Raw genomic sequence first — 25431 nt, 5'->3', positions numbered from 1 at the left:
AGGTTGTCATTGTCGCATCTAAGTTGACAGCCTTTGAGGGGTCTGTGTGAGCATTCCGGGCTCTGCCCATCTGGTTCTGGCGCCCGGTGTGGTGCATCTTGATGAGCCGTCGGCGGTGTTTGAGGCGATGTTGTCGGGGTGGGCTAGACAGCAGAAGTCGCGGCTGCTGGCCGACGCCACGATCGAGGCGAGACTGCTGCTGGTACGGCGATTCAGCGAGTTTGCCGGGTCGCATCCGTGGGATTGGACGGCCGGCGATGTGGAGGATTTCACGAGCAGTCTGATGTCGGGCGATGGCCGGTTGGCGCCGTCGACAATCCGGGGTTATCACCTGACGTTGCGGCTGTTTTGCGACTATCTACTGGATGGCCGTTACGGCTGGGTCGGGCAGTGCGAGGAGCGGTTCGGGGCCATCCCGTCGCAGGTTTGCCATGACTACAACACCGCCGCGCACCTGGTTGACTACGAGGGCAAACCCGAGCGCCGGCCGTTCACCTATGACGAGTTGCAGACCCTGTTCGATTTCCTGGATTCCCGGGTCGAGGTCGTCGCCCGGTCGGGCCGCAAGGGGGCGTTGGCGGCGATGCGGGACGCGCAGATGGTGAAGACGGCCTACGCGTTCGGGTTGCGACGACGCGAACTGTGCTTCCTTGATGTCGCAGACCTGCGCCCGAACCCGCGGATGCCGCAGTGGGGAACCTTCGGCGCGGTGCATGTCCGCTATGCCAAATCCAGCCGGGGCAGCGCACCCAGGCGCCGCACGGTACTGGCGGTCCCGGAGTTCGACTGGGCCATCGACGGGCTACGGCAGTGGGTCGAGCAGGCCCGTCCGCTGCTAGGCCCGGGGCCGCGCCAGGAACTATGGCTGACCGAACGCAAGCAGCAGGTGTCGGTCAAAACGACCGACAAACGGTTCGCGTTCCTGCGCCAGCAGGCAGGGCTGCCAACCGATCTGACGTTGCACTGCCTGCGGCACTCCTATGTCACCCACCTGATCGAGTTCGGCTACCCCGAACGGTTCGTCACCGAGCAGGTCGGCCACTCCTACGCCTCGACCACAGCGATCTACACCTCGGTGTCCAACGACTTCAAAACCAAGACCCTGCAGGCCGCACTCCAGCGGGTCTACGGAACAAACACCAGCACCCCCGACGACACCAAGAGCCGGGAGGAACGATGACGATGAGCGAAGGCGCGAGGCCGGTGATCCGATGGAATCTGCGCCAGGTGATGGCCGAGAACGGCATGTTTCAGACCAGCGACCTGGTAGAGCCGCTGCGTGAACAGGGTGTCGAAATGTCGCGGCAGATGGTGCATCGGATCGTCACAAAGGCCCCGCAACGGATCAACGTGGACCTGCTCGCGGCACTATGCGACATCTTGGACTGCACCCCCAACGACCTGCTCGAGCTGCGTCACGAGCAGGTCCGGCAGGCACCGGCTGTCGGCGATACCGGCCCAGGCATCGGTGACCTGCGGCCGATCCGTGCCCGCGTCCGCCGTCCCGGCGATCGATAAATGAGTGAGACTTCCTGCTTCGACTGCGGCAACCCCAGCACCCACACCCGGCTGCCACACGCATGGATGTGCAAGGCGTGCCGCCGGCGGCGGCACTACCATCCCCAGCCCTGCCCGGGCTGCCAGGCGACCCGACCACTGGCCTACCGGTTGACCGACCGAGCCGACGACACACCGATCGTCTGCGCATCCTGCGCCGGCGCCGAGTCGGTCTTCGCCTGCAGCGAGTGCGGCCGAGAAGACCACCCCTACGGGGCCAGCCGCTGCGCCCGCTGCATCCTGCGCGAACGGCTCACCACGCTGCTCACCGACCCCGACACCGGCCAGATCCACGCCCGGCTACGGCCGATATTCGACGAACTGGCCGACTCCGAACGCCCCCAGACCGGGATCTGGTGGCTGCGCAAACAACCCGGCATCGGCCCACGGCTGCTAGGCCAAATGGCCCGCGGCGAACTCGAGATCAGTCACGACACCTTCCGAGCCCTAACCTCCGATCGCGCCCACAACTACCTGCGTGAGCTACTCGCCTCGGCCGGTGTGCTGCCCGCCTACGAGCCACGGATCGAACGGATCCTGCCCTGGCTCGACCTGAAACTCGCCCCACTCCCCGCCAACCACGCCGACCTGGTCAGGCGATTCGCCCACTGGCACGTGCTGCGCCACCTCCGCAACGTCGCCCGACAACGACACCTCACCAAAGCAACCACCGACAACGCCCGCGACCACATCAGCACAGCGATCCGATTCCTCGCCTACCTCGACCAGCACCACGCCACCGCGGCCGTCGCCGCCACCCAAGAACAACTCGAGCACTACCAAACCATCCACAACATCAGCCTGGCATCGGAATACACCTTCATCACCTGGCTGCGCCGCAGCCGGATCAACACCCAACTGCGCATCCCCCACGCCCCCGCCGGCACACCCGCGGTCACGATCTCCGACGAACAGCGCTGGCAACACGTCGAACGCCTACTGCACGACCAAACCCTTCGCACCTACACCCGCCTCGGCGGCCTGTTCACCCTGCTGTTCGCCCAACCCCTGTCAAACATCGTTGCCATCCGCACCAATCAGATCACCATCACCACCGACGACCGCGTCGACATCACGTTCAGCACCATCCCAGTCCAGATGCCCGCCATCGTCGACCAGATCATCAGAAACCACCTACAACAGCGAGGCAAGAGCCTCTACGCCTCCCGCAACACCGACTGGCTGTTCCCCGGCGGAAAACCAGGACGCCACCTCAACACCGAGAACATCCGCGCCCAACTCGTCGCCATCGGCATCAAACCCCACGAGTCACGCAAAGCCGCACTCTTCCAACTCGCCGGCGAAACGCCAGCCCCAGTACTGGCCGAACTCCTAGGAATCGCCAACACCACCGCCGCCAACTGGGCCAAACTCGCCGCCCGCGACTGGACCGGCTACATCGCCGACCGCGCACACTAACCCGAACCCGCCCAACTCGAATACGACCCCTCCGCCGACATTCTAGCGCCGAAACGATTAGATGCGATCTGGCGACGGTGTGGGATGTGCCGGGTTCTTCACTCCACCGCTGGTCAGCGGGAGGCCGGTTGTCGCAATCCGAAAGTCACGTTAGCCGAGATCTTGCGGTTCAGGTATCTGAATAGTCGCCTGACCTGCGCTCTTCCCGGGGCCTCGCATCTGATGCGATGATCCCGCATCTGATGCGGGCGAGTGGAGAGTGGTTTCGGTGCAGGATCGCGGTGAGGTTCCGGGCGCGGCCGGCCTGGTTCTGGTTGATGGAGTGTCGCTGCTTCATCCCGAGGAGCAGGTGTTCGAGGCGATGCTGGAGGGCTTCGCGAACCAGCAGTTGGCCAGGAATCTGGCGTTCCCGACGGTGCAGAATCGCGAGCATCAACTGCGGGCGTTTACCCGTCATGCGGATGCTTTCCCGTGGGTCTGGTCGTCGCATCTGGCCGACGACTGGTTCAGTGATCTGCGCGCAATCCGGCATGTGTCACGGTCGACCGTGCGCAGCTACCAGGTCGCGATCCGCGGCTTTTGCGCCTACCTGATCGACCCGGTCTATGGCTGGGCCAGTGAGTGCGAACTGCGGTTTGGGACGCACCCGATCCAGGTCATTCACGAGGTGAACGCCGCCGCACATGTGGCTGATTCCGAGGCCGGACCGGCGCGGCGCGCATTCACCCGGAACGAACTGCAGGCGCTGTTCGACTACGCCGACGACGAGGTGGCACGCAAACGCGCGCTGGGCCGCAAGGGTTGGTTGTCGGCGTTTCGGGACGCCACGATCTTCAAGATCGCCTACGGCTACGGGACACGCCGCAACGAAACCCGGATGCTCGATGCCGTCGACTTCGGCCGAAATCCCGAAGGTCCTGAGTTCGGTGAGTACGGCGTCTGCTACGTCCGGCACGGCAAAGCACAACGCGGATCCCCACCGAAACGCCGCTCTGTGCTGGCGGTGTGGGCCTGGACCAGCGAGGTTCTCGAGCAGTGGTTCACCGAGATCCGGCCGCTCTTCGGTGCGGGGAACAACCCAGCGGCGTGGCCGTCGGAGCGTGGCCCGCGGGTCGGGGTGCAGCAGCTGAACAAGCGGCTCGCGGCCTACCGCGACGCGCTCGGGATGGACCCGCAATCACCGGTCACTCGCCACCGATCAGTAACCGGCAGCGAATCGACCTCATCCGGCGCATCCACACCGACCCCACCATCAAGCCGATCGACCGTGTGATCGGCCTGCTCATCCTGCTCTACGCCCAGCCACTCACCCGGATCGTCCGCCTCACCCTCGCCGACATCACCCACGATGGCGATCAGCTATCGATCCGTCTCGGCGAACCACCAGTGCCCGTCCCCGAACCCTTCGCCGACATCGTCACGACCTACCTGGCCAACCGCCCGAACCTCACCACCGCGACCAACCCAGGCAGCCAACTGCTGTTCCCCGGCCGGCGCGCAGGCCAGCCCATCCACCCCACCAGCATCCGGCTACGCCTGCACAATCTCGGCATCCCCAACCTCAACGCCAGAACCAGAGCCATCCGCGAACTGTTGCTCCAAGCACCAGCGCCGGTCGTGGCAGCAATGCTCAACTACAACAACCAACGAGCACAACGCATCGCCGCCGACGCAGGCGCAACCTGGAAGACCTACGCCACCAGCCGACCCGCCCAAACCGGCAGCACCACCGACCAGCCCTGACCACCGCAAACCCTGCCTACGTCAAACGTTGATCCGGTATGACATCTGGCGACAGTCGAACAGGAAGCTCCACCAGTATTCAGTCGAGCGAAACGGCTATTCCGCCAAGTCGCCGCTCGGGCGTTGAGCCAGAATGGACAACTCGGAGACTTCAGTTGGCGCCGATTTGGCCGTGCGACGGCACATCTGTGAGCGCTGTGCCACCGCCTACACCGCGACCAGATCCGACCAACGGTTCTGCTCGGATCGCTGTCGCCTTCGCCGCTGGCGGAGCCGCCGAGAGCTTCAGATGAAGGCCGCGGTAGGCGACGCCGTACGCCTCAACGCTTTGCTTGCGGAGGTTGATCGGCTGCAACTCCAAGTCGCCGAGCTTCAGCGCGCCAACGCCGCGCTGCGTGAGGCTCTGTCAACCGCAGAAATGCGGTTGGTCTCCCCTCGCAGTGGGTATCGCGGGTGGGATTTGGTCGATGGCTCACAGAGGCAGCAGCGGACGCAGTGAGCTGCCCGATCGCGATTCCTACAGAACGTCATCCGAGCAATATTCGGACCTGGACAACGTCTCATTTCCGGCAATGTTGATCGCTGGCTCGGCGTGACTCGGGAACCGCATAGAGTTCAGGTCCGAGTCGATCACGGGAGCAGTCGGCCCTCTGTCCATGGGCTTTGTAGTTGACGCTTTCGGCGACCGTTGTTCCAGGCCCCTGTGAGGCCACCGCCAGCCTCGGTAGAGACTTGGAACAGCTGTTCCTGCAGCCGCTGTACGGCGTAAATGTGGTTCCTCGCTTGGTTGGGGTGTCAGTGATCGTTGGTCCGGATTGACAAGCCATGCGGTAGCGCGGCAATGATGTCTCCGAAACGGGAGGACGGCCGGTCAGATGATTCGACGCAAGAACGCCTTGTTGGACACGGCACTTGCCTGTGTAGAGCGCGGTATTCCGGTGCAGGCGGCAACGATTAGCGGCACTCCAGTCGGCGAATGGATCACCGATGTGGAAGCAGTACGCGCTGTCTGGGACGTCGACGAACCACCGAGCTTGGCGATCACCTCGTGTCCGGCCGTGGCTGTCTGGCGTCTGCCACGGGTCGCCGGCGCGTACGGCAAGCGGCTCTACGAGCAGCAGCGTCCCGGCGTGTGGCCACCAACGATGAAGCTGCCAGATGGTGACTGGATCACCTGCACACTCCAGCCTGACGGCGACCTGGGTCCGCTGGCGACCGGCGTCGAATACATCGCGCCGGGAACCCCTGTCGTGATTCCACCGTCGACCACAGCCAACGGACGACTGCACTGGGACGGATCGAAGTTTCCGCTTCACCCGTTGCCGAGCGCCGATGCCGTCCTTTCGGAGGTGCTTCGGGCTGAGCAAGAGCACGTGGAGCTGTACGGTCAGCTCGGCTGACGCCTTACTGACCGCGCAGTTGGACATCGTCCTTTAGCCCTTCTCCCCCACAGCTAGGAACAACGAACTCGCCGCGACCAGCTCCGGCATCCGGTCAGCCAGCCGCGAGCACTCCAGCGCCGTGTCCAGCGGGTCGTACTCGGCCAAGCTGCCAGAGTAGGGCCGAGACTTGAAGTGCGCGTCGAGCATCACCGTTAACCAGCCACCGGGCCCGGTGAGTCCGAAGATTTTCACGGGTCGCAGACCGGTGTTGATCAGCTCGCTGCGCAGCTCGCTCTCGCGGTGGTAGTAGCAGTGGGCCATCCGTTCGTTCGCTGCGCTGTGTCCGTTGTCAAGAATGTCCCGCACGATGCCTTGCCTAGCCAGCAGCGTGTTGGCTAGCGTCGAGCCGATCAGGTTGGCGGCCCGATTGATCGCGACGGCCGCCACGACGCCGCCCGGCGGCAGCACTCGGAGCGCCTCTCGGAGTGCCTGGCGACGGTCGCTCGCGTCGGGCAGGTGGTACAGGGGCCCCGCCATCAGGACGGCATCGAAGGACTCGTTCGGCCACGGCAATCGGCGCGCGTCGCCGAGCTGAGCGGAGATTCCAGCGGCGGCAGCCTGGTCGATGTGGCGTTGAACCGGGTCTAGCAGCACGACGTCGTACCCCTGCTCGCGAAGCCATTCCGCATGCACCCCCGGTCCGCCGCCGATGTCAGCGACACGAGCGGGAGCCGACGGGAACCACTCGCCGAGGAAGTCGTAAAGCCGGGCTTGCTCCAGGCGACCTTTGACAGTGGAACTGAGCCGTGCGGCTTCGTCCCAGCGTGTCGAGTAATGGGTCTCGATCTCCGGATCGACGGCCGGTCGATCCACAGGTACTAGATGTGTATCCATTGCACTCCTAATTGTCGACGTGGAACAGCGGGCGGGCGTCCGCTCTGCTGGCTGTGCGCCCGCCCGCTGGTCTGTGAAGGGAGCCGTCAGCCTCGGAAGCCGACGGCTCCAGCTTGGTGAGGCGGGACCGGAACCGCGCGGCGATCACTCCGCGCCAGAGGTTGGGTGCCGGTCCCGCCGGCACAGGGGTGAACCGCGATCGCCTAGTCGATGTGACGCGCGATCAGGACATCGACGCCGTCCTTTTGTAGGTCGTTACGGATCGCCCGTGGATCGCCGATGACCGCAAGGTGATGGAGCCCGGGCACAAGAATCCGCTCCACGCCGCCCTGTGTGACCTCGGTCAGCAGGGCGTCGAATGCGTCGGGTGCGCTCTCGATGCGCTCGACGTAGATTTTTCTGAGATCGAGAGCCTGTGACACGGCGAGGTCCACCAGATTCTGGCGCGCGTTCGCCATCTCGACCTCGGTCATCAGAAAGTGCTCCCGGATGTACCCCAGAGCTGCCGCTCTTGTTTCACCGACTGCCACTGCCACCATCTCCCCGCCCCCGTGGAGGTCCGTTAAGCCCGTCTAGCCGAGCGGGCCAATCCCGGAGTTCCCGCCGAACCGAACTGACGATCGCGACATAGAGCACCCCTGCGATGAGATAGAGAAGGGCCATTTGCAGACTCATCGGAGCTCCACACCTACGCATGGCGCGACGGTTGCCTTCGCCTGATCCGCCCGATCGTTCATGACCCGGCAAGAGGGATACCGACAGCGCAGCGCGTGCTCAAAGACAGCAGCAGCCTCGGCCTCGTTCTCATCGCTGACAATCGGATGGGCCCCAGCCAGACACAGATAACGCGCCGCGGTGCCACGCCCTGCGGGCACAACTCCGCGACGGCGGCCAGTGACCGGGGGTATCGTGTCGATTGCTCGCCGTTGCCTTTCATGAGCAGAAGCTTGCAGGGGTTACGACGTGCTCGACAGGGCGCAAATGGGGGCGCAAATGTGCATGCGCCCCTTCGGGATCAGGTGGGGAGGAGCGCGGTGCCGAACGAGCGGTTGGCTGAGATCTTGCGCCTGGCGGGCCTCTCCAACAAGGCGCTCGCGAGGCGCGTGCAGGAGCTGTCCGCTCGCCGCGGCCGCGAAATCCGCTGCGACCACACGTCGGTCAGTCGCTGGCTTTCGGGTACGACACCGCGGGAGGCGACAGCGTGGCTGATCGCCGAAGTGCTCTCGAGTGAGACTGGGCGATCGTTCAGCCTGGACGACATTGGCCTGACTGCTTCTCAGTCAGTCGACGCACGCTTGGGTCTCGATTACGACACTGCGGACGGTCAAAACGTCGGCCCCTTGGAGACCCTCTGGAACGCCGATCTGCAGGACATCCGGACCGTGGTGAGCGTTGAACCTGAGGCCCACGCCTGGTCAGGGGCGACCCTGCAATGGCTCCTGCGGGCCGAGAGCGGCGACACCCGCCACCAACCGACTTACGCAGTTGGGCGAGCCATCGGGAACGGCGACGTACAGGCACTGCGCGCAACGATCGACGCCTTCGCCAGCCTTGACGACAGGTTCGGCGGCGGCCACGCCCGCAAGGCACTCATTCAATACCTCCACACCGACGTTGCCGGCATGCTCACTGGGCGACTGACGGAAGCGTCTCAACCCGCTCTATTCTCAGCCGCTGCAGAGGGCACACTGCTGGCCGCCTGGATGTCCTACGACGCCGGATTGCACGGCCTCGCCCAGCGGTACTTCATCCAGGCCCTGAAGTTGGCCGATGTCGCCGACAACCCACTGCTCGGCGGCACAATCCTCGACGCGATGAGCCACCAGGCCACTTACCTCGGCCGCTCCGCCGACGCCGTCAACCTCGCCCGAGCCGCAAGATCCGGCACCCGCGGCATCGCCACCGCCGGCGTAACCGCGCATTTCCACGCCATGGAAGCCCGAGCGCTCGCGGTCGGCGGCGACTCCGTTGGCGCGGGCAAGGCGCTGAATTCGACAGTTCGCGTTTTCGAGAAGCGCGAACCCGGCCGCGATCCGGAGTGGATCAGCTACTTCGACGACACCGAACTGAGCGCCGAGTTCAGCCACTGCTTCCGGGATCTCGGACGCCACAAAGATGCCTTGACGTACGCCGCGCGCGCCACCTCCGGGGCATCCAATCGCAGCGACTTCTTCGTCAGGATGGTCGAAGCCGCAAGCCATCTGGCAACACCCGATTCGCCACATGCAGATCCAGATCTCGCCTGTGACGTAGCCAGCGAAGCGATTAGATCCGGCAGCCAATTGAAGTCAGCCAGGTGCATCCGCTACCTCACAGACTTCAGGCGGCAGCTGGAGCCCTTCGAGACCTCGACCGCCGTGCGGGACCTGGTCGCATCCATGGAGGACAACCCACTCTGGGAGTCGGCGGCCATCACAAACTCGACCTAGAACGGCGACCAGTCAGTCCTGCTGCCATCCGTACGCAACGTCTCGATGCGCTTCGCCAGCTCCCGCTGACCATCGTCGCTTCGGACGCTCTGGGCCAGCCAGGCAACCATCAAGAGTTCACGAAGATCTCGCATCGTCGGGTAGCCCGACCACTTCATCACGTCGTACCCGTACGTCTCCGTGAACAAGGCGTACTCCCTCTCGGTGTGCCAGCCGAAGCGCTCGAAGTACAACGCAGTCAGGATTAGGTCCCACTCGCGCGGACCAATCGCGAACCCGTCGAGATCCGCGAGAATCGCGGTACCTTCTCGGTTCCGAATCACATTGCCAACATTCGCGTCGCCGTGGATCACACCAGGCGCCAACTCGAACTCAAGCTCGCGATAGGCCCCTGCCAGCTCCTCGAAACGATCCTGCAGGAAGTCCCGATCCTTGACCTCCATGGTGTCGACCGCAGCGATCCGTTCGGCCGCCTTGCGCAGCGGGTCGTGAACCGGCAACTGCAGCGGCGGCTCGAGCGAATGCAGTTCCAGCAGCAACCGAGCGAGCTCGGTAGTGTTGCCGTACTCGACCTTCTCCGACGCCGAATGCCACAGCGTCACTACACGACCGTCGGCAGTCAGCGGTTGCTCGATCTTGATCGCCCGAACCGCCGGAATGCCGACAGACTCAAGCCAGCTGGCAACCGCTACCTCGCGCGATGCCGAGTCCAGCCTGTCGATGCTTGGAGCCACCCGACCGATGATCGGCTCCGATGCGAACCGGAAAACTGCACTCGAACCGATCCGGATCAACTCGGCCTCGCTCGCGTCGAGATCCACTCTGCTCGCAGCGGCGACAAGCGCCTCGAACGCGTTGCTGGAGTCCAACGGCGAAACACTCCGAGGCACAGGCATCCTCTCGCACACATCGTCGAATCGACCACCGCCAAGCTGCTTCCGATGCTATACGGGAAGCCTCAGCCGTCCGGTCTCCCAGACCTACCGATGAAGGCTCGCTGCTCGCCTCCGAACCCGATTGGCCGTCCCTCCAGACGTTGAGCTTCCGACCTGAAGCCACAACTCAGGAGGACAGGCGACGGTTCGTCGAAAGTTGCACCGACCTGCCGACCGGAATTGTTGCCCGGTCAGCGAGACTCGTGCTGGCTCGTCGCGGAGACCCTGATCCCCTGCGCTACTTCATCAAGACCACACTCAGCAGCGATCAGCACACTGCGGCGGACCTTGCCTACTGGGCCCATCGGCTAGGTGGGATATCGGAGTAGTATGCCGACGATTCGTGCCTGACCGCCGGTGCCGATAACCACGCTTGGTCTTGCCGGCGCCTGGCAGAACACCTTCTTCAGCATCTAGACGATCAGGTTCACGACCATCTCGACATTCACGGCCTTTGGACAGTCGTTCTCGCCAAGCCGACCTCCTGAGGCAGTACAGGAGGCCGCGTGCGAAGCCACGACTCGCGTCGAAGAAGCGCTCGACGCGGGCTTCGATCGCGATACAAGAGACGAATTGATTAACTTGCGATGTGCTGTGCAACTTGCTGGCCGCTGACGAAGGGATGACCGTGGCAGACGACACGACAGATCAGGATGCTTCGGGCATTGTCGCCTTCGCCTACGAGATGGGCGTGCTCAAGCGCCTTCGCAGGTCTGGCTGGTGGCATGTCGGCGTCCGCGATCCCGAGTCGGTCGCCGAGCACAGCCTCCGAGTCGCACAACTCGCGGCGTTGATTGCTGCCGAGGAAGGCGGTGACCCGGCGCGGGCCGCGTACATGGGCATGTGGCATGACTCCCAGGAGACCCGCATCGGAGACATCCCACATAGTGCCCGGCCGTACGTCGATGTCGCCTCAAACGAACGAATCACCGAAGACCAGATAGCCAACCTCCCCGACCGCACCGCGAAAAGCATCCGCGAGGCCGTAGCCGAGTACGAATCCGGCGGAACGCTAGAAGCACGTTGCGCCAAGGACGCCGATCGCCTCGAATGCCTCATGCAAGCCGTCGAATACCGCGAGGCAGGCTACGCCCGCGTCGACGGCTGGATCGAATCCTCCCGCTCCAACATCCAAACCCCCTTCGGCAAACGCCTCGCCGATGCAGCACTAACAGTCTCACCACTCGCCTGGCGCGACCGCTGATCAGCCATGCCCACTCAGTCCCAGCCGAGGACGAGCTGGTCTCGGACTTCTCGATGAGGTGCCCTGGCTGAAGGCCATTCTCGAACGAGCCTGCGGCTAGACGCTCGTCGTACGGTCGATCCAAGCTAGGTAGTCTGCTGACCCGGCTTCCAACCTGACGGCCGAGATCTCCGGATTGTCCCAACTGTGCGCTCGACGCAGATGCGTTTCCAGGTCTGCGTACCGCGAGTCAGACGTCTTCAGAGTCACCTGCCACTCTTCCGACTCTCCGTACTCGCCCTGATGCCAGAAAACTGACACCGCTGGGCCCTGAACCTGCGCACTCGCTGCAAGCCCGGCCTTCACCGCCGAGGCAGCGAGCTCAACGCCCTCGTCCCGAGTCCCCGTCGTCGTTGAGACCTGCAAATAGCCAGACATAGCCAGCAGTCTACGGAGCGAGTACCGGTCTTAGAGTGTCGGCGATATGCCGACCGTGCAGGAGGTCGACCGGCTCGGCCGGAACCTGCTCGAAGGCCTCATCGTGCTGACGACCTGATCCAGCGCGGCGTCGCGGTCAAGGTGCTGGAAGGCATCGCGGCCGGCGACGTCAGCCGTTGACGCCGACGGCATGCAGGAAGCAGTTTGGGCCCGCAAGCATCCGGTCGCCTACCTGAACGAGCTCGCCTCGGCGCTGACCAACCAGAGCAACATCTACGCCGAGCTCCGGCAGGGAACAGACGCGCTCGACGCAAACCGCGAGGCGATCGAGATCAGGCGCGATCTCAACCGTGGCGACCTCTCTGCGTTCTCGGCCGATCTTGCGCTGTCTCCCGAAAGGCTGACTGGCGAGGACATCGTCACGAGGGGTACATGCTGCTATCGCAACTCAAGCGGGCGTAGGCGACAGAATGGTCGTCCAAGAGGACTGCCACCAGAAGTCTCCGGCGCCGGTCTACTTGTGGGGGCCAAACTGGGTCGAGAGCACCCATCAGCCGTACCGAGTCGACTCCGCGTAGGTTGACTCCGGGGTACCTCGGGCGGCCTTCGACGCGAGCGTGAGAACACGAGGTCGGAAGAACGAGGGAGCAGCGTTGATCAGGTTCACGGACTTCATGACGGTGCCGGAGCCAGGGCTGACCAAGGTCAAGTTCAACATCCGGGCCGGGGTGGGCGGCGCGGAGGCGTGGGACCTGCTCCTCGCCGACGACCCCGAGGACTGGCTGGACATGAACCGCCATCGGGAGCGGCATCAGAACAACAACCTCGGCCGCGCCCGATACCTGCTGAGCTTCGCGCAGTACTACCCCTACGGACCCCAATACTTCATCTTCGGCGGCTTCTTCCGGGTCACGCCGGTCGTGCCCGAGCTCATCGGCGGCCCGGGGTACGCGCTGATCCCTCTCCCCCAGCACTCGGAGTACATCAAGCGGCTCATCATCAAGCTGGAGAGGCCGGTCGGCCGTGACCTCTATCTGCGTTGGTATGAGACGCTGCAGGACAGCAAGCTCAACCCCGAGGTGCACGAGCTGGCTCCCGACACCAAGCTCGGCACGTTTCCGGGCTACCAGAACGTCAGGCTCAAGCACCACGAGCTCCAACGCATCATCGCCAACGACGAGCCGAGCTGGAAGGACGCGCTCTCGAGCGTGAAGGGCGTCTACGTCATCACGGACCTCAGCAGCGGCCGGCTGTACGTGGGATCGGCTTCAGGCGAGGCCAACGGGCTTTGGCAGAGGTGGGCCGGCTACGCGCACCTGCGCAACCTCACCGGCGGCAACAGGGAGCTGGAGCGGATGCGGGTCGACCTCGGTGGCGAGCACATCGTCGGCAACTTCCAGTACTCCATCCTCGAGATCTTCGACCCGAAGACGAAGGCCGAGACGATACTCAAGCGCGAGTCGTTCTGGAAGCTCGCGCTCGACAGCCGCACGCACGGGATGAATCGGAACTGATTTCCCAACACGCAGACGAATTGGACGGCCGCCGCGCGAGCTAGCTACTCGACCCGACAAGGGGTGTTCGGCGGTCACTGCTTCTCGTGCCGTATCTCGGGCACTCGCCGTGCTCCGACATCCGATTCGCACTCGGAGCGAGCTTGAGACTGCGCTGAGACGCAGCGTACTGATCAGCGAACCGTGCATTTGGACCAGCCCGCAGTGCCCACTGCTCGCTACGCCCGCGCACAGCCTGGCCCCTTCCCCATGCGTTGAGCCTCGCGAATCTGATAGTCCACCGAAGGGTTTGGCGAGCGATGGCGTACGTGAAGGATCAATGGACTCGGCCAGTGAAGCAAGACGACGGATCTACCGTACGAGTGCGAACTGCGCGGTGGGGGCGTGGCAAGAGGTGGTTGGCCGGGTGGATTGATCCCAGCGGCAACGAACGGACGAAGGCATTCAGCACCAAGGTGCCAGCTGAGCGGCATGCGAATGCAATGGAGACGGATCGGGAGCGTGGTGAGTACATCGATCCGGAGGCTGGGAAGGTTCGGTTTGAGGAGGTTGCGGGGCGGTGGTTGGCGTCCCGGGTGGTTGATCCGTCGAGCGCGATCAAGTACGAGTCGGCGCTTCGGTTGCACGTGAATCCGGTGTTTGGGCGGCGGCAACTGAGGACTATCAAGCCTTCGGAGATCGCCGCCTGGGTCGCTGACCTGGATGCGCGGTTCGGATCGTCAACCGCGCGTACGGCGTACCTGGTGTTGCACGGGACGCTCGCCTTGGCAGTCGATGACGAGACGATCAAGCGCAATCCGGCGAAGGCGCGAGTGGTCAAGGTGCCTTCGCCGAAGGGTGGGAAAGTCGTCGCTTGGGGCGATGACGTCGTACTGCGGATCGCAGAGGGGCACCCGCCGCGGTACAGGCCGATCGCGTCCGTTGGTGCGGCGTGCGGTCTGAGGCAAGGTGAGATCTTCGGGCTCGCGGTAGAGGACGTCGACTTCGACGAGATGGTCATCCATGTGCGGCGACAGGTGAAGAAGCTCGGGAGGGAGTTCGTGTTCGCGCTGCCGAAGAACGACACCGAGCGGACGGTCCCGATGTCTGACGGGACGGCCTTGATCCTCAAAGAGCACATCGATGCCACCGCGCCGCGGGCGTACACGCTGCCGTGGGAGAAGGTCGACGGCGCACCGCATACCGTCAAGCTTCTCTTCCGTTGGACCGATGACAAGCACATCCGGGCTCGGACGTACGACGAACTGGTGTGGAAGCCGGCTCTGTTTCATGCCGGGGTCATACGTGAGCCGTCGAGGGACGCCCGAGGGCGGAAGCAGTACTTCTCCAGCCGAGCGAACGGGATGCACGCACTGCGGCACTATTACGCGAGCATCACGCTGGCTGACGGGGTCAACATCAAAGAGTTGGCTGAGTATCTCGGTCACGGCGACCCCGGTTTCACGCTCCGGCTCTACACCCACATGCTGCCTTCCTCGCATGAGCGGGCGCGGAAGGCTGTGGACTCCAGGCTGGCCCGTCTCTTCACTCTGAAGCCTCACAGAACAGCGACGGAGCAGGCCGCCGCCCGCTCCCCCACAATCTCGTGGGATCCGGATGTCGACCTATCTGCCGGAGAGCCTAGAATCAGCCTCTGACCCACCAGATCCACGTCCGCTATGACGGGCGTGCGACCTCCCGACCGGCCAGATCGGCGCGCGGATCGACATCGCTTGCCTGTTCACTGTCGAAGTTGTCTGAATGAACTCCAGCGCGACAGTGCTCATGACAACCTTGCCGACCGATCATGCGAGCGACCGAGCGGTGTCAGCGTTCCCTGCGCGCCGTGATCGTCGCGGCCATTGTTGTCGAGCGTTGGTAGAGATCGAGCCCGCCCGCGGGCGAACGTCGACCTTGAGTAGCCTGAGCCGATGACTGCTGCCGAATCGAGGTTTCCGTCGCTGGGACCGCTGCCGTGGCGTGGGGCCACAAAGGACAGCGCCATCTTCGGTCCCGGTGTCGTCGATGACTTGGTGCGTGGGGTCGACGACCACCGGGGGTCGTCGACCAACGACTACTGGCGGCGGCTTGAGCCCACCCCCGCGGCTATCGGATGCGTGCCCTACTTTTCCGACCGGGACGTGGCGAACGCCCTCGGCAAACTCGGAGCGTGTTGCATTGTCGTCGACAAACGACAGCAGACGGATCGCGCCGTCCGGATTCTCGACAACATCGGCACACCGATTTCCAGCGCCTATCTGGACGGATTCGAAGAGATCTCCTTGCCGGATGAACGGGGCAGGCCACATGTGATCCACCCGTACGGCGGGATGCCCGATCCGGTCCTGCTCGGACCCGTGCGGGTCGCCGGGTGGAGCAGGAATGAGTCCAATCGTCTACTACCTCAACTGCACGCGAAGCTGCTGATCCTCGGCGTGACGACGTACTACGAGAATGACGAGGATTTCAGCGGTGACATCCAGCGTTTCCACCCGCACCGGGTCTGGCTCGGCTCGGCGAACTGGACTCACAACGCTCGCCAACACGCAGAATTCGGCGTCTGGTCAACCGACGCCGACCTGATGAAGCACACCTATGAGTACCTACTGCGGCTCATCGAGATCAGCGAATACCTCGGCTCTCTCACCGTTGGGCCGACGCCCGAACTCGTGCCCGCAGAGTGGGACCATGAAGCGTTCTGGGAGTACGTCGCGGAACATTCCGACGAGCCGGACGACGACTGACTCCCTCGAGCCCAGCGGATAGCATCTGAACTCATGGGATTCCGAGGCGGATCCCGTCAGCGCAGGTCCTCGGACTACTTCCGCACCGCACGTGGGAATCAACTCGTCGATGACATCCCGGACAGTGTCGACCTCGTCCCCCGATAACCTCACCGGCTGTCCGAAGTCGATCGCCATCCCGGAGCCGGCCCGCGGGGTTCCGACCCGGGACACCTGTACATCGATGCGCACAGCAACGGAACACCGACGGTACTTGTGCACACCTCGACCTCCATTCTCTCGCCCGGGGCACTTGGTCTACGACGATCGTGTCCGCGCCGGGTTGGGTGGCACAGCCCAGGTAATGTGAGTGTGCCGTCCTGGGTGGGCGGTTCCAGGTGAGTTGGAGGTGTTGTGTGGCTGATCGTGCGTTCGGACCGTTCTCGGTGTCTTCGGAGCAGATCACGTCGCTGGGCAAGAACTTCGTGCCGTTCGTCAACGCCCTACTGCGCGCCGAAGCCGCGGCTGCTCAGATGGACGGCGGGCAGGTCACCACGACGAACGCGGAGAACATCGGCGACGGCGGCATCGACGCCGGCATCAAAGGCGCGGCGAAAACACGGTACTTCCCACTTGGCGACAGCAAGTTCCAGTTCAAGGCCGGCGATCTGGAACCAGCAGACTGCAAGGAGGAGCTGCTCAGGTTGAAGAAGAAGTCGCCGTCTGCGGCGCTCGAAGCAGTCCGGAACGGCGCCTCCTACCGACTGGTGCTGGGTGCTGACCTGACCGACGACAAGGTGACGCGTCGACGCGAAGCGCTCGAGGCAGCAGCCGCGAGTCTGGGCATCAAGGTCCTCCCGGGTATGTTCGAAGTACTGCAGGCGAGCGATCTCGCAGACTGGGCCGAGCAGCACCCGGCGGTGGCTGTCTCACGCCTCCTCGGGGGAATCGGAAACGTCGCGATTCCGCTCGCTCAGTGGGCTGAGCTCGACCGGCTACGAGCGGAATGGCATGCCTCGGCATCACGAGACGAACTGGCGCGCGTCGTTGATCACTTCGTCACGAGCACGGACTATCCCGACCTCCGGATCGAAGGCGTAAGTGGAATCGGCAAGACCCGGGCGGTCCTGGAGGCCCTCCGGAACCACTCGTATGCCGATGTCGTCGCCTACGTCGGTGCCTACGACCAGCTTCCAGAAGGTCTGCTGAGCCAGTTGCAGACGCAGGAGCGGACCTGCGTTCTGGTCGTCGACGGGTGTTCGGCACTGGAGCACGAGGCGCTCGCCGGCTTTGTCCGCGTGCAGTCACCCGTAAAGCTGATCACCATCGGCCAACCGACCGTGTACCAGGGCCGTCGTACGCCGCTCATGGCCGAGCAGCTCGAGGACGAAGCGCTGACCAAGCTGATCAAGTCCGAGCAAGCGGGTCTGTCTCAGGAGAAGGTCGGGTTCATCGTCGACAACTGCGCCGGCAACCCGCGCCTCGCTCAGATCCTTGCGGATGCACTCACCCAGCGTCCCGAGGCCACTGCCGATGACCTGATCACCCCGCAGATCATCAACACCTACATCACCGACGGCCTGCCCACCGGAGCGGCCGATCTGGTCGCCTGTGCCGCAATCGCACTCCTTCCGCGAGTCGAGCACCAACCTGGATCGACAGAGCAGCTGGACGAGCTCGCCGCCGCCCTTGACATCCCAGTGACCAGCTTTCGCATGGCAATCCGTCAACTGAGCGATCTGGGAATGCTCACGCGTGAAGGCTCCTCGGTCAGCGTCAATCCGCAGCCCCTGGCCACGCACCTGGCTCGTTACTGCTGGGACGTTCTGCAGGACCGGATCCTTGACCGGCTGTTGCCCTCGGCGAGTGAGCCCGTTTTGGCCGGTCTGTTTCAGCGAGCCGCCGAACTCGGCGCCTTCGAGGCCGGCCAGAAGGCGGTCCGGAACGTGCTCGGGCCGGACGGCCGACTTGGCACCATCGGCCCGGATCAGCCCGGAGCCACCGACCTGTTGCTCTCGCATCTGGCCGTCCTGGCACCCGACGAGATCTGCGAACGGCTCGAGAAGGTGCTCGAGGCCACCGCCGATGAGCACCTTGCTAAGCTCATGGATTCCTGGAGTGGTGCGGAGTACGCGCTGGAGCGACTCGCCTGGGGATCTGCGACTTTTGTCCGAGCGGCCAATCTGCTGCTGCGGATCGCGCGTACGCTCCCGGTGCCCCACTCCGATGTGCAGCCTTCCCCAAGGGACCGCTTCGTCGGCCTGTTCGGCACGATCCTGCCGGCGACCGCTGCGACACCGGCCGTGCGACAGGGCTATTTGCAGCAACTCCAGTCGTCATCCGATGTCCGAGAACGTTGTTTGGCAGTCGCAGCGGCAGTTCGCGCCGTCGCCCCGGATGAGCTGGCGTTCGGATCGCTGCGAGCGCAGGGCCGGATGGCCATCGAGAGCCGCGGGCTCCCGGCCACCTGGGGCGATGCTTGGGACTACAAGGCGAGCGCGATCCGTGTCCTGAGCGCACTGGCGACCGATACTGATACCGGCGTCGCCGAGGCTGCCGCGTCGGGTCTGGCCGACGCGGTCCATCCGCTTCTGGGCTTCCCCATCCTCCAGTCCGACCTCGCGCCCGCACTGGCACGACTTCCGGAGGAGCAGTTGGGTCCAGTGCGCGCGAAGATCCTGGAACTACAAGGCCTCTACGACGATGACCAGGACGGAAAGATTGTCGAGGATCTGAACACAATTGCAAAATCTCTCCCCCCGGCGAGCCCCGAGGCCACTGTGCGGTTCTTGGCCGAGGTCAGCCGTTGGGAACTTCGGGACGAACAGGAACTTCAGCAACGAATCAGAGCTGCACTCGACGAGGTGGACGAGGCGCGCCGCGTCGGCCTCCTCCTGGAGATCCTGGAGCAGCTACCTCCAGCCTCGTACGAGATCGGACACGTACTAGGAGACATCGCTGCTGAGGACGCCGCCATCGAGACCGCGCTAGCTCGGATCGCCCCGGACGACCAAGCGGGGCTGGTCGGATATCTCGAGGTAGTCGAGGCAGCGCAGCCTGGCACGTTCGACCGGTTCCTCGACAAAGGCGCAGGGGCTGGCATGGACAGCCACAGCCAGGTGCGGATCTCGGTGCGCGGCCCGCGGAGCGACGCCGCATGGGCGCGCGTTCTGACGCTGGCCACTGACCTGTCAGCGGCAAGCAGCGCACCCACCCTGGCGTTTGGTCGATGGGAGCTGGATGAGGCCGACCTCCGCCATCTCGTCGCCGACTGGTCGCAGCGGATTCGAACCCAGGACGACTACAACGCGGTTGTCGACTCCGTATCATTCCTCCTGTACCGCCGTCCGCCATGGATCGATGCCATTGACCCTCTGGTCGCGGTTCTGGTGGCCCAGCGGTCGCACTACCCCCAGCTGCGTCAGGAGGAATGGGACTGGGACCGTCTCGCGCGGCGCCAACTGACCACCCAGCCAGACGTCCTCATCGACGCAGTCATCGGCCTGATCGAGTCCGGTCGGTACCGCGTCCGGACTCGCGACCTCAATGAGCCGAACCTGCTGAGCAGTTGCGCCGCCTCGCATCCGGACATCTGGCGACGCATCATGGACAGCATCGCGGCCGGTTCAACTCGGCTCCGCGACGCGGCGGAACGTCAGCTGGGCGAAGCCGCGGACGTAGCGACGGCCGCCGGCTGGATCGACAGCGACAGCGCGAGGGCCACCGTAGTGGCCTCCCTTATCAGCCTGGGCGGCGGGAAGATCGGGCCGGTGGCACGTTTCCTGATCACTCAGTTCCCTGACGATGCAGCCGTAGCAGATGCGCTGATCGCATCGGTGTTCGTCAGCTACTGGCGCGGCGAATCCCCAACGCTCGATGCGGAGATCGAGACTTTCCTGAATCGCCTCGTCGGCGAGCCGGAAGAATTGGTCCGGTGGGCTCGGACGACCACGGACAGACTCCGCGAGCGGGCGTCAGCCGGACTCTTGGAGGAGTACCCCTAGCACTCTGCGTTGTAGACGGCAGAACAAGCTAGTGCAGAGCGCTTTGATCCGGGCGCGATCGCCATACTGCCAAAGCGGCACTACTACGCGAGCATCACCCTGGCTGACGGGGTCAACATTAAGGAGTTGGCTGAGTATCTCGGTCACGGCGACCCCGGTTTCACGCTCCGGCTCTACACCCACATGTTGCCTTCCTCGCATGAGCGGGCGCGGAAGGCTGTGGACTCCAGGCTGGCCCGTCTCTTCTCTCTGAAGTCTCACGGAGCAGTGACGGAGCAGGCCGCCGTCCGCTCCCCCACTACCACGTGGGAGCCGGATGGCGGCCTGTCTGCCGGAGGGCCTGGAATCAACCTCTGACCTGCGGAAACGTCAGCGGAGGCGCATCCCCGAGATGGCGCGGGAGATTACGAGGCGCTGGATTTCGGAGGTGCCTTCGAAGATGGTGTAGATCTTGGAGTCGCGGTGCATGCGTTCGACGGGGTATTCGCGGGTGTAGCCGTTGCCGCCGAGGATTTGGATGGCCTCTTCGGTGACCTTGACGGCGACCTCGCCGGCCTTGAGTTTGGCCATTGAGCCTTCGCCGTTGCGGTAGTCGGGCTGTTCGCCGCGCATCAGGGCCGCCGACATGAAGGCGGCGCGCCACACCAGCAGACGGGCCGCGTCGATCTCCATCGCCATGTCGGCGAGTTTGAACGCGATCCCCTGGTTGTCGATGATCGGCCGGCCGAACTGCTCGCGCCCCTTCGCGTAGTCCAGCGCGAACTCGTACGCCGCGCGCGCGATACCGACAGCCTGCGCACCCACGATGTGCCGCGTCATCTCGAACGTCGCCATCGACGCGTTGCCCCGCGACGAACCGCCCTCGCGCGCCTTCGCCAGTCGCGCGTCGAGCTTCTCCTTGCCGCCGAGCACGTTCTTCCCCGGAATGCGCACGTTGTCGAAGAAGACGTCCGCGGTGTGCGAAGCCCGCAGCCCGTGCTTCTTAAGCTTGGTACCCATCTCGAGGCCCTTGACCTCGGACTTCGGTACGACGAACGCGACCTGGCCCTTGCTGCCGAGAGTCGGGTCAACGCTCGCCACGACGACGTGGATGTCGGCGATGCCGCCGTTGGTCGCCCAGGCCTTTTGCCCGTTGATGACCCACTCGTCGGTCTTCTCGTCGTACGTCGCGCGCGTGCGGATCGCGGACACGTCGGAACCGGCACCCGGCTCGGACGAACAGAACGCCGCTACCTTGACGTCGTCGAGCGTGCCGTAACAACGCGGCAGCCACTCGCTCCACTGCTCGGGCGTCCCGTTGGAGAAGATCGCAGAGCTGGCGAGACCCGTGCCCATCAATGACATGCCGATGCCGGCGTCACCCCAGAAGAGCTCCTCCTGCACGAGCGGCATCAGCAGGCCTGACGGGTCGATGAAGAGGTTGATGTTCGCATCGAGCCCGTAGAGGCCGATCTTGGCGGCCTCCTGGATCACCGGCCAGGGCGTGGCCTCTTTCTCGTCCCACTCTGAGGCGGCCGGCCGGATCACCGACGCGGCGAACTCGTGCGCCCAGGCCTGGATCTCCTTCTGCTCGTCGTTCAGCTCGAGCGAGAACTTCCGCCACTCGGGCTTGGAGCGCTCGGCGGCCAACTCGCCGGCCAGCGTCATCACGTCAGCCGACAGGGCAGGCGGCACGGTGCTCTTCGCGTCCGTCACGGTCATCAGGGGATCCTCCGGAACAAGCAGGGAACAGCTGCAGGGGTACAACAGTGATGTTACCCACGAGTGTAACTACCGTTTGCACTTGGAGCCAGTGGTGTGACTAAGATCGGTGCATGAGCTCCGCGTTGCTCGCGATCGGACGCCGCCGGACCACGGCGGAGCGCCGTCGCGACCGGGAGCGGGAGATCATCGCGGCCACCCGGGAGCTGTTCGACACCCGCGGCGCAATCGACGCCCAGATCGACGACATCGCGAAGAAGGTCGGCATCAACAAGGCCCTGATCTACCGCCATTTCGCCGGTAAGGAAGAGCTTTTCGCGCTCACCCTGGTGGATTACCTCGGCCAGCTCGACGAGCGCATGGTCGGCATCGACAACTCACGGCGTACGGCGCTGAACCGGTTGCGCGCGCTGTCCGAAGTGTTCGTCGACTTCTGCCTGGAGTATCCCGCTTTCGCTGACTGCGCAATGAGTTTGCTCCGACGTACGGGCGAGGAGTTGTTCGGCGAGATCACCGAGCACGTGATGCTCAAACTCGGTACGGCGATGGCCACGGCACTCGGCCGGATCGCGACCGTGCTGCGGGCCGGGCAGGCGGCTGGGGTGTTCGAGTCGGTCGACGCCGACTACCTGGCGAACCACCTCTACACGCAGACGCTCGGCGCGATGCATATGGCCAGGATGGGTCTGATCGTGTCGGGCGATACTCCCGGCCATCCGGTCGTGCATCATGCCGATATCGCCACTGTGCGGGCGACCGCGATCACTGCCACCCTCGCCACCGCTGTCGGCCAGCTCGCCTTACAACAAAAGCTGAACCAGAAGCCGAGCCAAAAGGCCAGCACCAAGCCACGCAAGACCGCGACAAGTAAGACCCGAAACAGCCGAGCCGCAGGAGAGAGCACGTGACCGAGATCCGCAAGGTTGCCGTCGTCGCGGGGAATCGCATCCCGTTCGCGCGGCAGGACAAGAATTACGCGCACGCCTCCAACTCCGACATGCTCGGCGCGGCCCTCGACGGCCTGATCGAGCGGACCGGGCTGGCCGGCGAGGAGCTCGGTGAGGTTGTGGCCGGAGCCGTGCTCAAGCACAACCGCGACTGGAACATGGTTCGCGAGGTCGTGCTCGGCTCGCGACTGGCCGCCACCACCCCGGCGTACGACATCCAGCAGGCCTGCGGCACGGGTCTCGAGGCGGCGATCCTCGTCGGCAACAAGATCGCCCTCGGCCAGATCGACTCGGGTGTGGCGGGTGGTGTCGACACCGCGTCCGACGCGCCGATCGCCGTCAACGACCACCTCCGCGAGGTGCTGCTCGACCTCAATCGCGCCAAAACCGCGCAAGCTCGGCTCAAGGTGCTGACCAAGTTGCGCCCGCGCGACATCGTGCCGGAGGTCCCGCGCAACGCCGAGCCGCGGACCGGGAAGTCTATGGGCGATCACACCGCCCTGACCGCGCTCGAGTGGGGTATCACCCGGGAGGCGCAGGACGAGCTGGCCTACCGCTCGCACGTCAACCTCGCCGCGTCGTACGAGCGTGGTTTCCAAGACGACCTCATCACGCCTTACCTCGGTCTCGAAAAAGACCAGAACATGCGTCCCGACACCACTGTGGAGAAGCTGGCCAAGCTCAAGCCCGCCTTCGGCAAGGGCGAGACGGCCACGATGACCGCGGGCAACTCGACGCCGTTGACCGATGGCGCGTCGACCGTGCTGCTGTCGACGGACGAGTGGGCCGAGGCGCACGGGCTGCGACCGCTGGCGTACCTGACGCACTCGCAGACGGCCGCGGTCAACTACGTGAAGGGTGCCGAGGGCCTGCTGATGGCGCCTGCGTATGCCGTACCGAAGATGCTGGCGCGGGCCGGGCTGACGCTGCAGGACTTCGACTATTACGAGATCCACGAGGCTTTCGCGGCGCAGGTGCTGGCCACGCTGAAGGCCTGGGAGGACCCGATCTTCTGCAAGGAGCGCCTCGGTCTGGATGCCCCGCTGGGCGAGATCGACCGCGCCAAGCTGAACGTGAACGGCAGCTCGCTGGCCGCGGGCCACCCGTTCGCCGCGACCGGTGGGCGAATCGTCGCCGCACTGGCCAAGCAGCTCGACGAGAACGGCGGCGGTCGCGGCCTGATCTCGATCTGCGCAGCCGGTGGCCAGGGCGTCGTCGCCATTCTCGAGAAGTGAGCAGGAGCCAGAGATGACTGATCGCTACCAGAACTTCACGCGTACGCCGTTCGGCCAGACCCTGGTCAAGAACCTCGGCCTCCCGGACCCGACCCCGTTGCCGCGCTGGCGCGAGGGTTCGCCGGTGATCGACGGACCGGTCATCGTCGGCGGTGTCGGCGACACTGATACTGGCAAGGAGATCCAGGAGCTGTTGCGCGAGATCGGCGCCTCGTTCAGCACGGTGGCCGAGGGCGTGGCCTCCAGCGAGCTCCGGCCGAAGGCGCTCGTCTTCGATGCGACCGGCGTCGCGTCCACGGCGGACTTGACCTCGCTGCAGCGGTTCTTCTCCCCCGTCATCCGCCAGCTCGCGGCGGCCGGGCGCGTCATCGTCGTCGGGCGTACGCCGGAGCTGGCCGACACCCCCGAGCAGCAGATCGCCCAGCGCGCGCTCGAGGGATTCACGCGCTCTCTCGGTAAAGAGGTCAAGCGCGGCGCCACGGTCAATCTCGTGTACGTCGCGCCGGACGCGCATCACCAGCTCGACTCCACGCTGAGGTTCTTCCTCTCCCCCAAATCGGCGTACGTCGACGCACAGGTCGTCCGGGTCGGCACCGCCTCGGTTGCCGGGGGCAACGACCCGGCGGCGCCGCTGGCCGGCAAGGTGGCACTCGTTACCGGAGCGGCCCGGGGTATTGGCGAGGCGATCGCGAAGACGCTTGCCCGTGACGGCGCGACCGTCATCGGCGCGGACGTGCCGCAGTTGGCCAACGAGCTGCGCCGGGTGATCTCGGGCATCGGCGGCAGCGAGCTCCTGATCGACGTGACCGCGGTCGACGCCCCGCAGCGGATCGCGGCCCACGCTTCCGAGCACCACGGCGGCCTCGACATCGTCGTACACAACGCCGGCATCACCCGCGACAAGCGCCTCGCGAACATGCGCACCGAAGTCTGGGATGCCGTGCTCGACGTCAACCTGCGCGCCCCCGAGCGCATCACCGCGCATCTGCTCGACTCGGGCGTGCTGCGCGACGGCGCGACCATCGTCGGTGTCGCGTCCATCAGCGGTATCGCCGGCAACAACGGTCAGACCAACTACGCCACCTCCAAGGCAGGCGTGATCGGGCTGGTCCAGGCGCTCGCGCCGCGGATCCGGATCAACGCGGTCGCACCCGGGTTCATCGAGACCCAGATGACCGCAAAGGTGCCGCTGATGATCCGAGAAGCCGGTCGCCGGATGAACTCGCTGCAGCAAGGCGGTCAACCGGTCGACGTGGCGGAAACCATTGCCTGGCTGGCGGATCCGGCCTCGGCCGGGGTCAACGGCAACGTCGTCCGCGTCTGCGGCCAGAGCCTGCTGGGCGCTTGA

General features: G+C 64.8%; 21 protein-coding genes. 16 read left to right on the top strand and 5 right to left on the bottom strand.

Features of this window, described 5'->3' with window-relative positions; all coding sequences use genetic code 11:
- The first annotated feature begins 46 nt into the window (after window positions 1-46).
- From OG394_RS06110 to OG394_RS06080, 7 genes are all read left to right on the top strand, one after another.
- Entirely contained in the window at window positions 47-1180 is a 1134-nt protein-coding gene (locus OG394_RS06110; protein WP_328993932.1) for a tyrosine-type recombinase/integrase, read from the top strand.
- Window positions 1181-1182: 2 nt separating this feature from the next.
- Complete coding sequence (locus tag OG394_RS06105; protein WP_328993931.1) at window positions 1183-1518, top strand: helix-turn-helix domain-containing protein; 336 nt, start codon at window positions 1183-1185, stop codon at window positions 1516-1518.
- On the top strand, window positions 1519-2976 hold the full coding sequence (locus OG394_RS06100) for a hypothetical protein (protein ID WP_328993929.1): 1458 nt from the start codon (window positions 1519-1521) through the stop codon (window positions 2974-2976).
- 268 nt (window positions 2977-3244) lie between these two features.
- Window positions 3245-4249, top strand: coding sequence for a site-specific integrase (locus OG394_RS06095; protein ID WP_328993927.1), 1005 nt, complete (start codon window positions 3245-3247; stop codon window positions 4247-4249).
- Window positions 4246-4719, top strand: coding sequence for a hypothetical protein (locus tag OG394_RS06090; RefSeq protein WP_328993926.1), 474 nt, complete (start codon window positions 4246-4248; stop codon window positions 4717-4719). The genes OG394_RS06095 and OG394_RS06090 overlap by 4 nt, the downstream gene beginning before the upstream one ends.
- Window positions 4720-5008: 289 nt before the next feature.
- Window positions 5009-5218, top strand: a complete 210-nt coding sequence (locus OG394_RS06085; protein ID WP_328993925.1) for a hypothetical protein — start codon at window positions 5009-5011, stop codon at window positions 5216-5218.
- A gap of 376 nt (window positions 5219-5594) precedes the next feature.
- Complete coding sequence (locus tag OG394_RS06080) at window positions 5595-6119, top strand: hypothetical protein (protein ID WP_328993923.1); 525 nt, start codon at window positions 5595-5597, stop codon at window positions 6117-6119.
- Between the two features lie 33 nt (window positions 6120-6152).
- Here the strand turns inward: OG394_RS06080 and OG394_RS06075 are convergent, their stop codons facing one another.
- Window positions 6153-6995, bottom strand: coding sequence for a class I SAM-dependent methyltransferase (locus OG394_RS06075; protein ID WP_328993922.1), 843 nt, complete (start codon window positions 6993-6995; stop codon window positions 6153-6155).
- Window positions 6996-7198: 203 nt separating this feature from the next.
- The gene (locus OG394_RS06070; RefSeq protein ID WP_328993921.1) at window positions 7199-7468 is read right to left on the bottom strand and encodes a hypothetical protein; all 270 of its coding nucleotides are present in this window, start codon (window positions 7466-7468) and stop codon (window positions 7199-7201) included.
- A gap of 297 nt (window positions 7469-7765) precedes the next feature.
- On the opposite strand from OG394_RS06070, the gene OG394_RS06065 reads away from it, so the two are divergent.
- Window positions 7766-9424 carry a hypothetical protein gene (locus OG394_RS06065; protein ID WP_328993920.1) on the top strand — a complete coding sequence of 553 codons (1659 nt, stop codon included), beginning with the start codon at window positions 7766-7768 and terminating at the stop codon, window positions 9422-9424.
- Here the strand turns inward: OG394_RS06065 and OG394_RS06060 are convergent.
- Window positions 9421-10314, bottom strand: coding sequence for a phosphotransferase family protein (locus tag OG394_RS06060; RefSeq protein WP_328993919.1), 894 nt, complete (start codon window positions 10312-10314; stop codon window positions 9421-9423). The two genes, OG394_RS06065 and OG394_RS06060, sit on opposite strands and share 4 nt — an antisense overlap.
- 667 nt (window positions 10315-10981) lie before the next feature.
- Between OG394_RS06060 and OG394_RS06055 the strand changes: the two genes are divergently transcribed.
- Window positions 10982-11563, top strand: a complete 582-nt coding sequence (locus OG394_RS06055) for an HD domain-containing protein (protein ID WP_328996803.1) — start codon at window positions 10982-10984, stop codon at window positions 11561-11563.
- A gap of 96 nt (window positions 11564-11659) precedes the next feature.
- Here OG394_RS06055 and cutA read toward each other — a convergent pair whose 3' ends face one another.
- Window positions 11660-11980 carry a divalent-cation tolerance protein CutA gene (gene cutA / locus OG394_RS06050; protein ID WP_328993918.1) on the bottom strand — a complete coding sequence of 107 codons (321 nt, stop codon included), beginning with the start codon at window positions 11978-11980 and terminating at the stop codon, window positions 11660-11662.
- Between the two features lie 653 nt (window positions 11981-12633).
- On the opposite strand from cutA, the gene OG394_RS06045 reads away from it, so the two are divergent.
- The 4 genes from OG394_RS06045 to OG394_RS06030 all read left to right on the top strand — a co-directional run bounded on the left by OG394_RS06045 (window position 12634) and on the right by OG394_RS06030 (window position 20200).
- Window positions 12634-13494: a GIY-YIG nuclease family protein gene (locus tag OG394_RS06045; protein ID WP_328993917.1), complete on the top strand. Its 861-nt coding sequence runs from the start codon at window positions 12634-12636 to the stop codon at window positions 13492-13494.
- 482 nt (window positions 13495-13976) lie between these two features.
- The gene (locus OG394_RS06040; RefSeq protein WP_328993916.1) at window positions 13977-15131 is read left to right on the top strand and encodes a tyrosine-type recombinase/integrase; all 1155 of its coding nucleotides are present in this window, start codon (window positions 13977-13979) and stop codon (window positions 15129-15131) included.
- A gap of 273 nt (window positions 15132-15404) precedes the next feature.
- Window positions 15405-16217 carry a hypothetical protein gene (locus tag OG394_RS06035; protein WP_328993915.1) on the top strand — a complete coding sequence of 271 codons (813 nt, stop codon included), beginning with the start codon at window positions 15405-15407 and terminating at the stop codon, window positions 16215-16217.
- A 395-nt stretch (window positions 16218-16612) separates the two neighbouring features.
- The gene (locus tag OG394_RS06030; protein ID WP_328993914.1) at window positions 16613-20200 is read left to right on the top strand and encodes a hypothetical protein; all 3588 of its coding nucleotides are present in this window, start codon (window positions 16613-16615) and stop codon (window positions 20198-20200) included.
- A 369-nt stretch (window positions 20201-20569) separates the two neighbouring features.
- Here OG394_RS06030 and OG394_RS06025 read toward each other — a convergent pair whose 3' ends face one another.
- Window positions 20570-21901, bottom strand: coding sequence for an acyl-CoA dehydrogenase family protein (locus OG394_RS06025; RefSeq protein WP_328993913.1), 1332 nt, complete (start codon window positions 21899-21901; stop codon window positions 20570-20572).
- Window positions 21902-22014: 113 nt separating this feature from the next.
- Here OG394_RS06025 and OG394_RS06020 point away from each other — a divergent pair, with 113 nt between their 5' ends.
- From OG394_RS06020 to OG394_RS06010, 3 genes are read left to right on the top strand one after another with little or no spacing between them, the layout of a single operon-like run.
- Window positions 22015-22809: a TetR/AcrR family transcriptional regulator gene (locus OG394_RS06020; RefSeq protein ID WP_328993912.1), complete on the top strand. Its 795-nt coding sequence runs from the start codon at window positions 22015-22017 to the stop codon at window positions 22807-22809.
- Window positions 22806-24083 carry an acetyl-CoA C-acetyltransferase gene (locus tag OG394_RS06015; RefSeq protein WP_328993911.1) on the top strand — a complete coding sequence of 426 codons (1278 nt, stop codon included), beginning with the start codon at window positions 22806-22808 and terminating at the stop codon, window positions 24081-24083. The genes OG394_RS06020 and OG394_RS06015 overlap by 4 nt, the downstream gene beginning before the upstream one ends.
- A gap of 13 nt (window positions 24084-24096) precedes the next feature.
- Window positions 24097-25431 (top strand): 3-oxoacyl-ACP reductase, encoded by a 1335-nt coding sequence (locus OG394_RS06010; RefSeq protein ID WP_328993910.1) that lies wholly within the window; start codon window positions 24097-24099, stop codon window positions 25429-25431.

This window comes from Kribbella sp. NBC_01245, assembly GCF_036226525.1.
Lineage (GTDB): Bacteria > Actinomycetota > Actinomycetes > Propionibacteriales > Kribbellaceae > Kribbella.
This window is presented reverse-complemented; position numbering and strand designations above follow the sequence as displayed.

Coding starts and splice junctions, on each gene's coding strand:
- OG394_RS06070 (WP_328993921.1), bottom strand. CDS start 7,468: ATGACCGAGGTCGAGATGGCGAACGCGCGCCAGAATCTGGTGGACCTC.
- cutA (WP_328993918.1), bottom strand. CDS start 11,980: ATGTCTGGCTATTTGCAGGTCTCAACGACGACGGGGACTCGGGACGAG.
- OG394_RS06100 (WP_328993929.1), top strand. CDS start 1,519: ATGAGTGAGACTTCCTGCTTCGACTGCGGCAACCCCAGCACCCACACC.
- OG394_RS06085 (WP_328993925.1), top strand. CDS start 5,009: ATGAAGGCCGCGGTAGGCGACGCCGTACGCCTCAACGCTTTGCTTGCG.
- OG394_RS06080 (WP_328993923.1), top strand. CDS start 5,595: ATGATTCGACGCAAGAACGCCTTGTTGGACACGGCACTTGCCTGTGTA.
- OG394_RS06020 (WP_328993912.1), top strand. CDS start 22,015: ATGAGCTCCGCGTTGCTCGCGATCGGACGCCGCCGGACCACGGCGGAG.
- OG394_RS06025 (WP_328993913.1), bottom strand. CDS start 21,901: ATGACCGTGACGGACGCGAAGAGCACCGTGCCGCCTGCCCTGTCGGCT.
- OG394_RS06105 (WP_328993931.1), top strand. CDS start 1,183: ATGAGCGAAGGCGCGAGGCCGGTGATCCGATGGAATCTGCGCCAGGTG.
- OG394_RS06010 (WP_328993910.1), top strand. CDS start 24,097: ATGACTGATCGCTACCAGAACTTCACGCGTACGCCGTTCGGCCAGACC.
- OG394_RS06040 (WP_328993916.1), top strand. CDS start 13,977: ATGGAGACGGATCGGGAGCGTGGTGAGTACATCGATCCGGAGGCTGGG.
- OG394_RS06035 (WP_328993915.1), top strand. CDS start 15,405: ATGACTGCTGCCGAATCGAGGTTTCCGTCGCTGGGACCGCTGCCGTGG.
- OG394_RS06075 (WP_328993922.1), bottom strand. CDS start 6,995: ATGGATACACATCTAGTACCTGTGGATCGACCGGCCGTCGATCCGGAG.
- OG394_RS06055 (WP_328996803.1), top strand. CDS start 10,982: ATGACCGTGGCAGACGACACGACAGATCAGGATGCTTCGGGCATTGTC.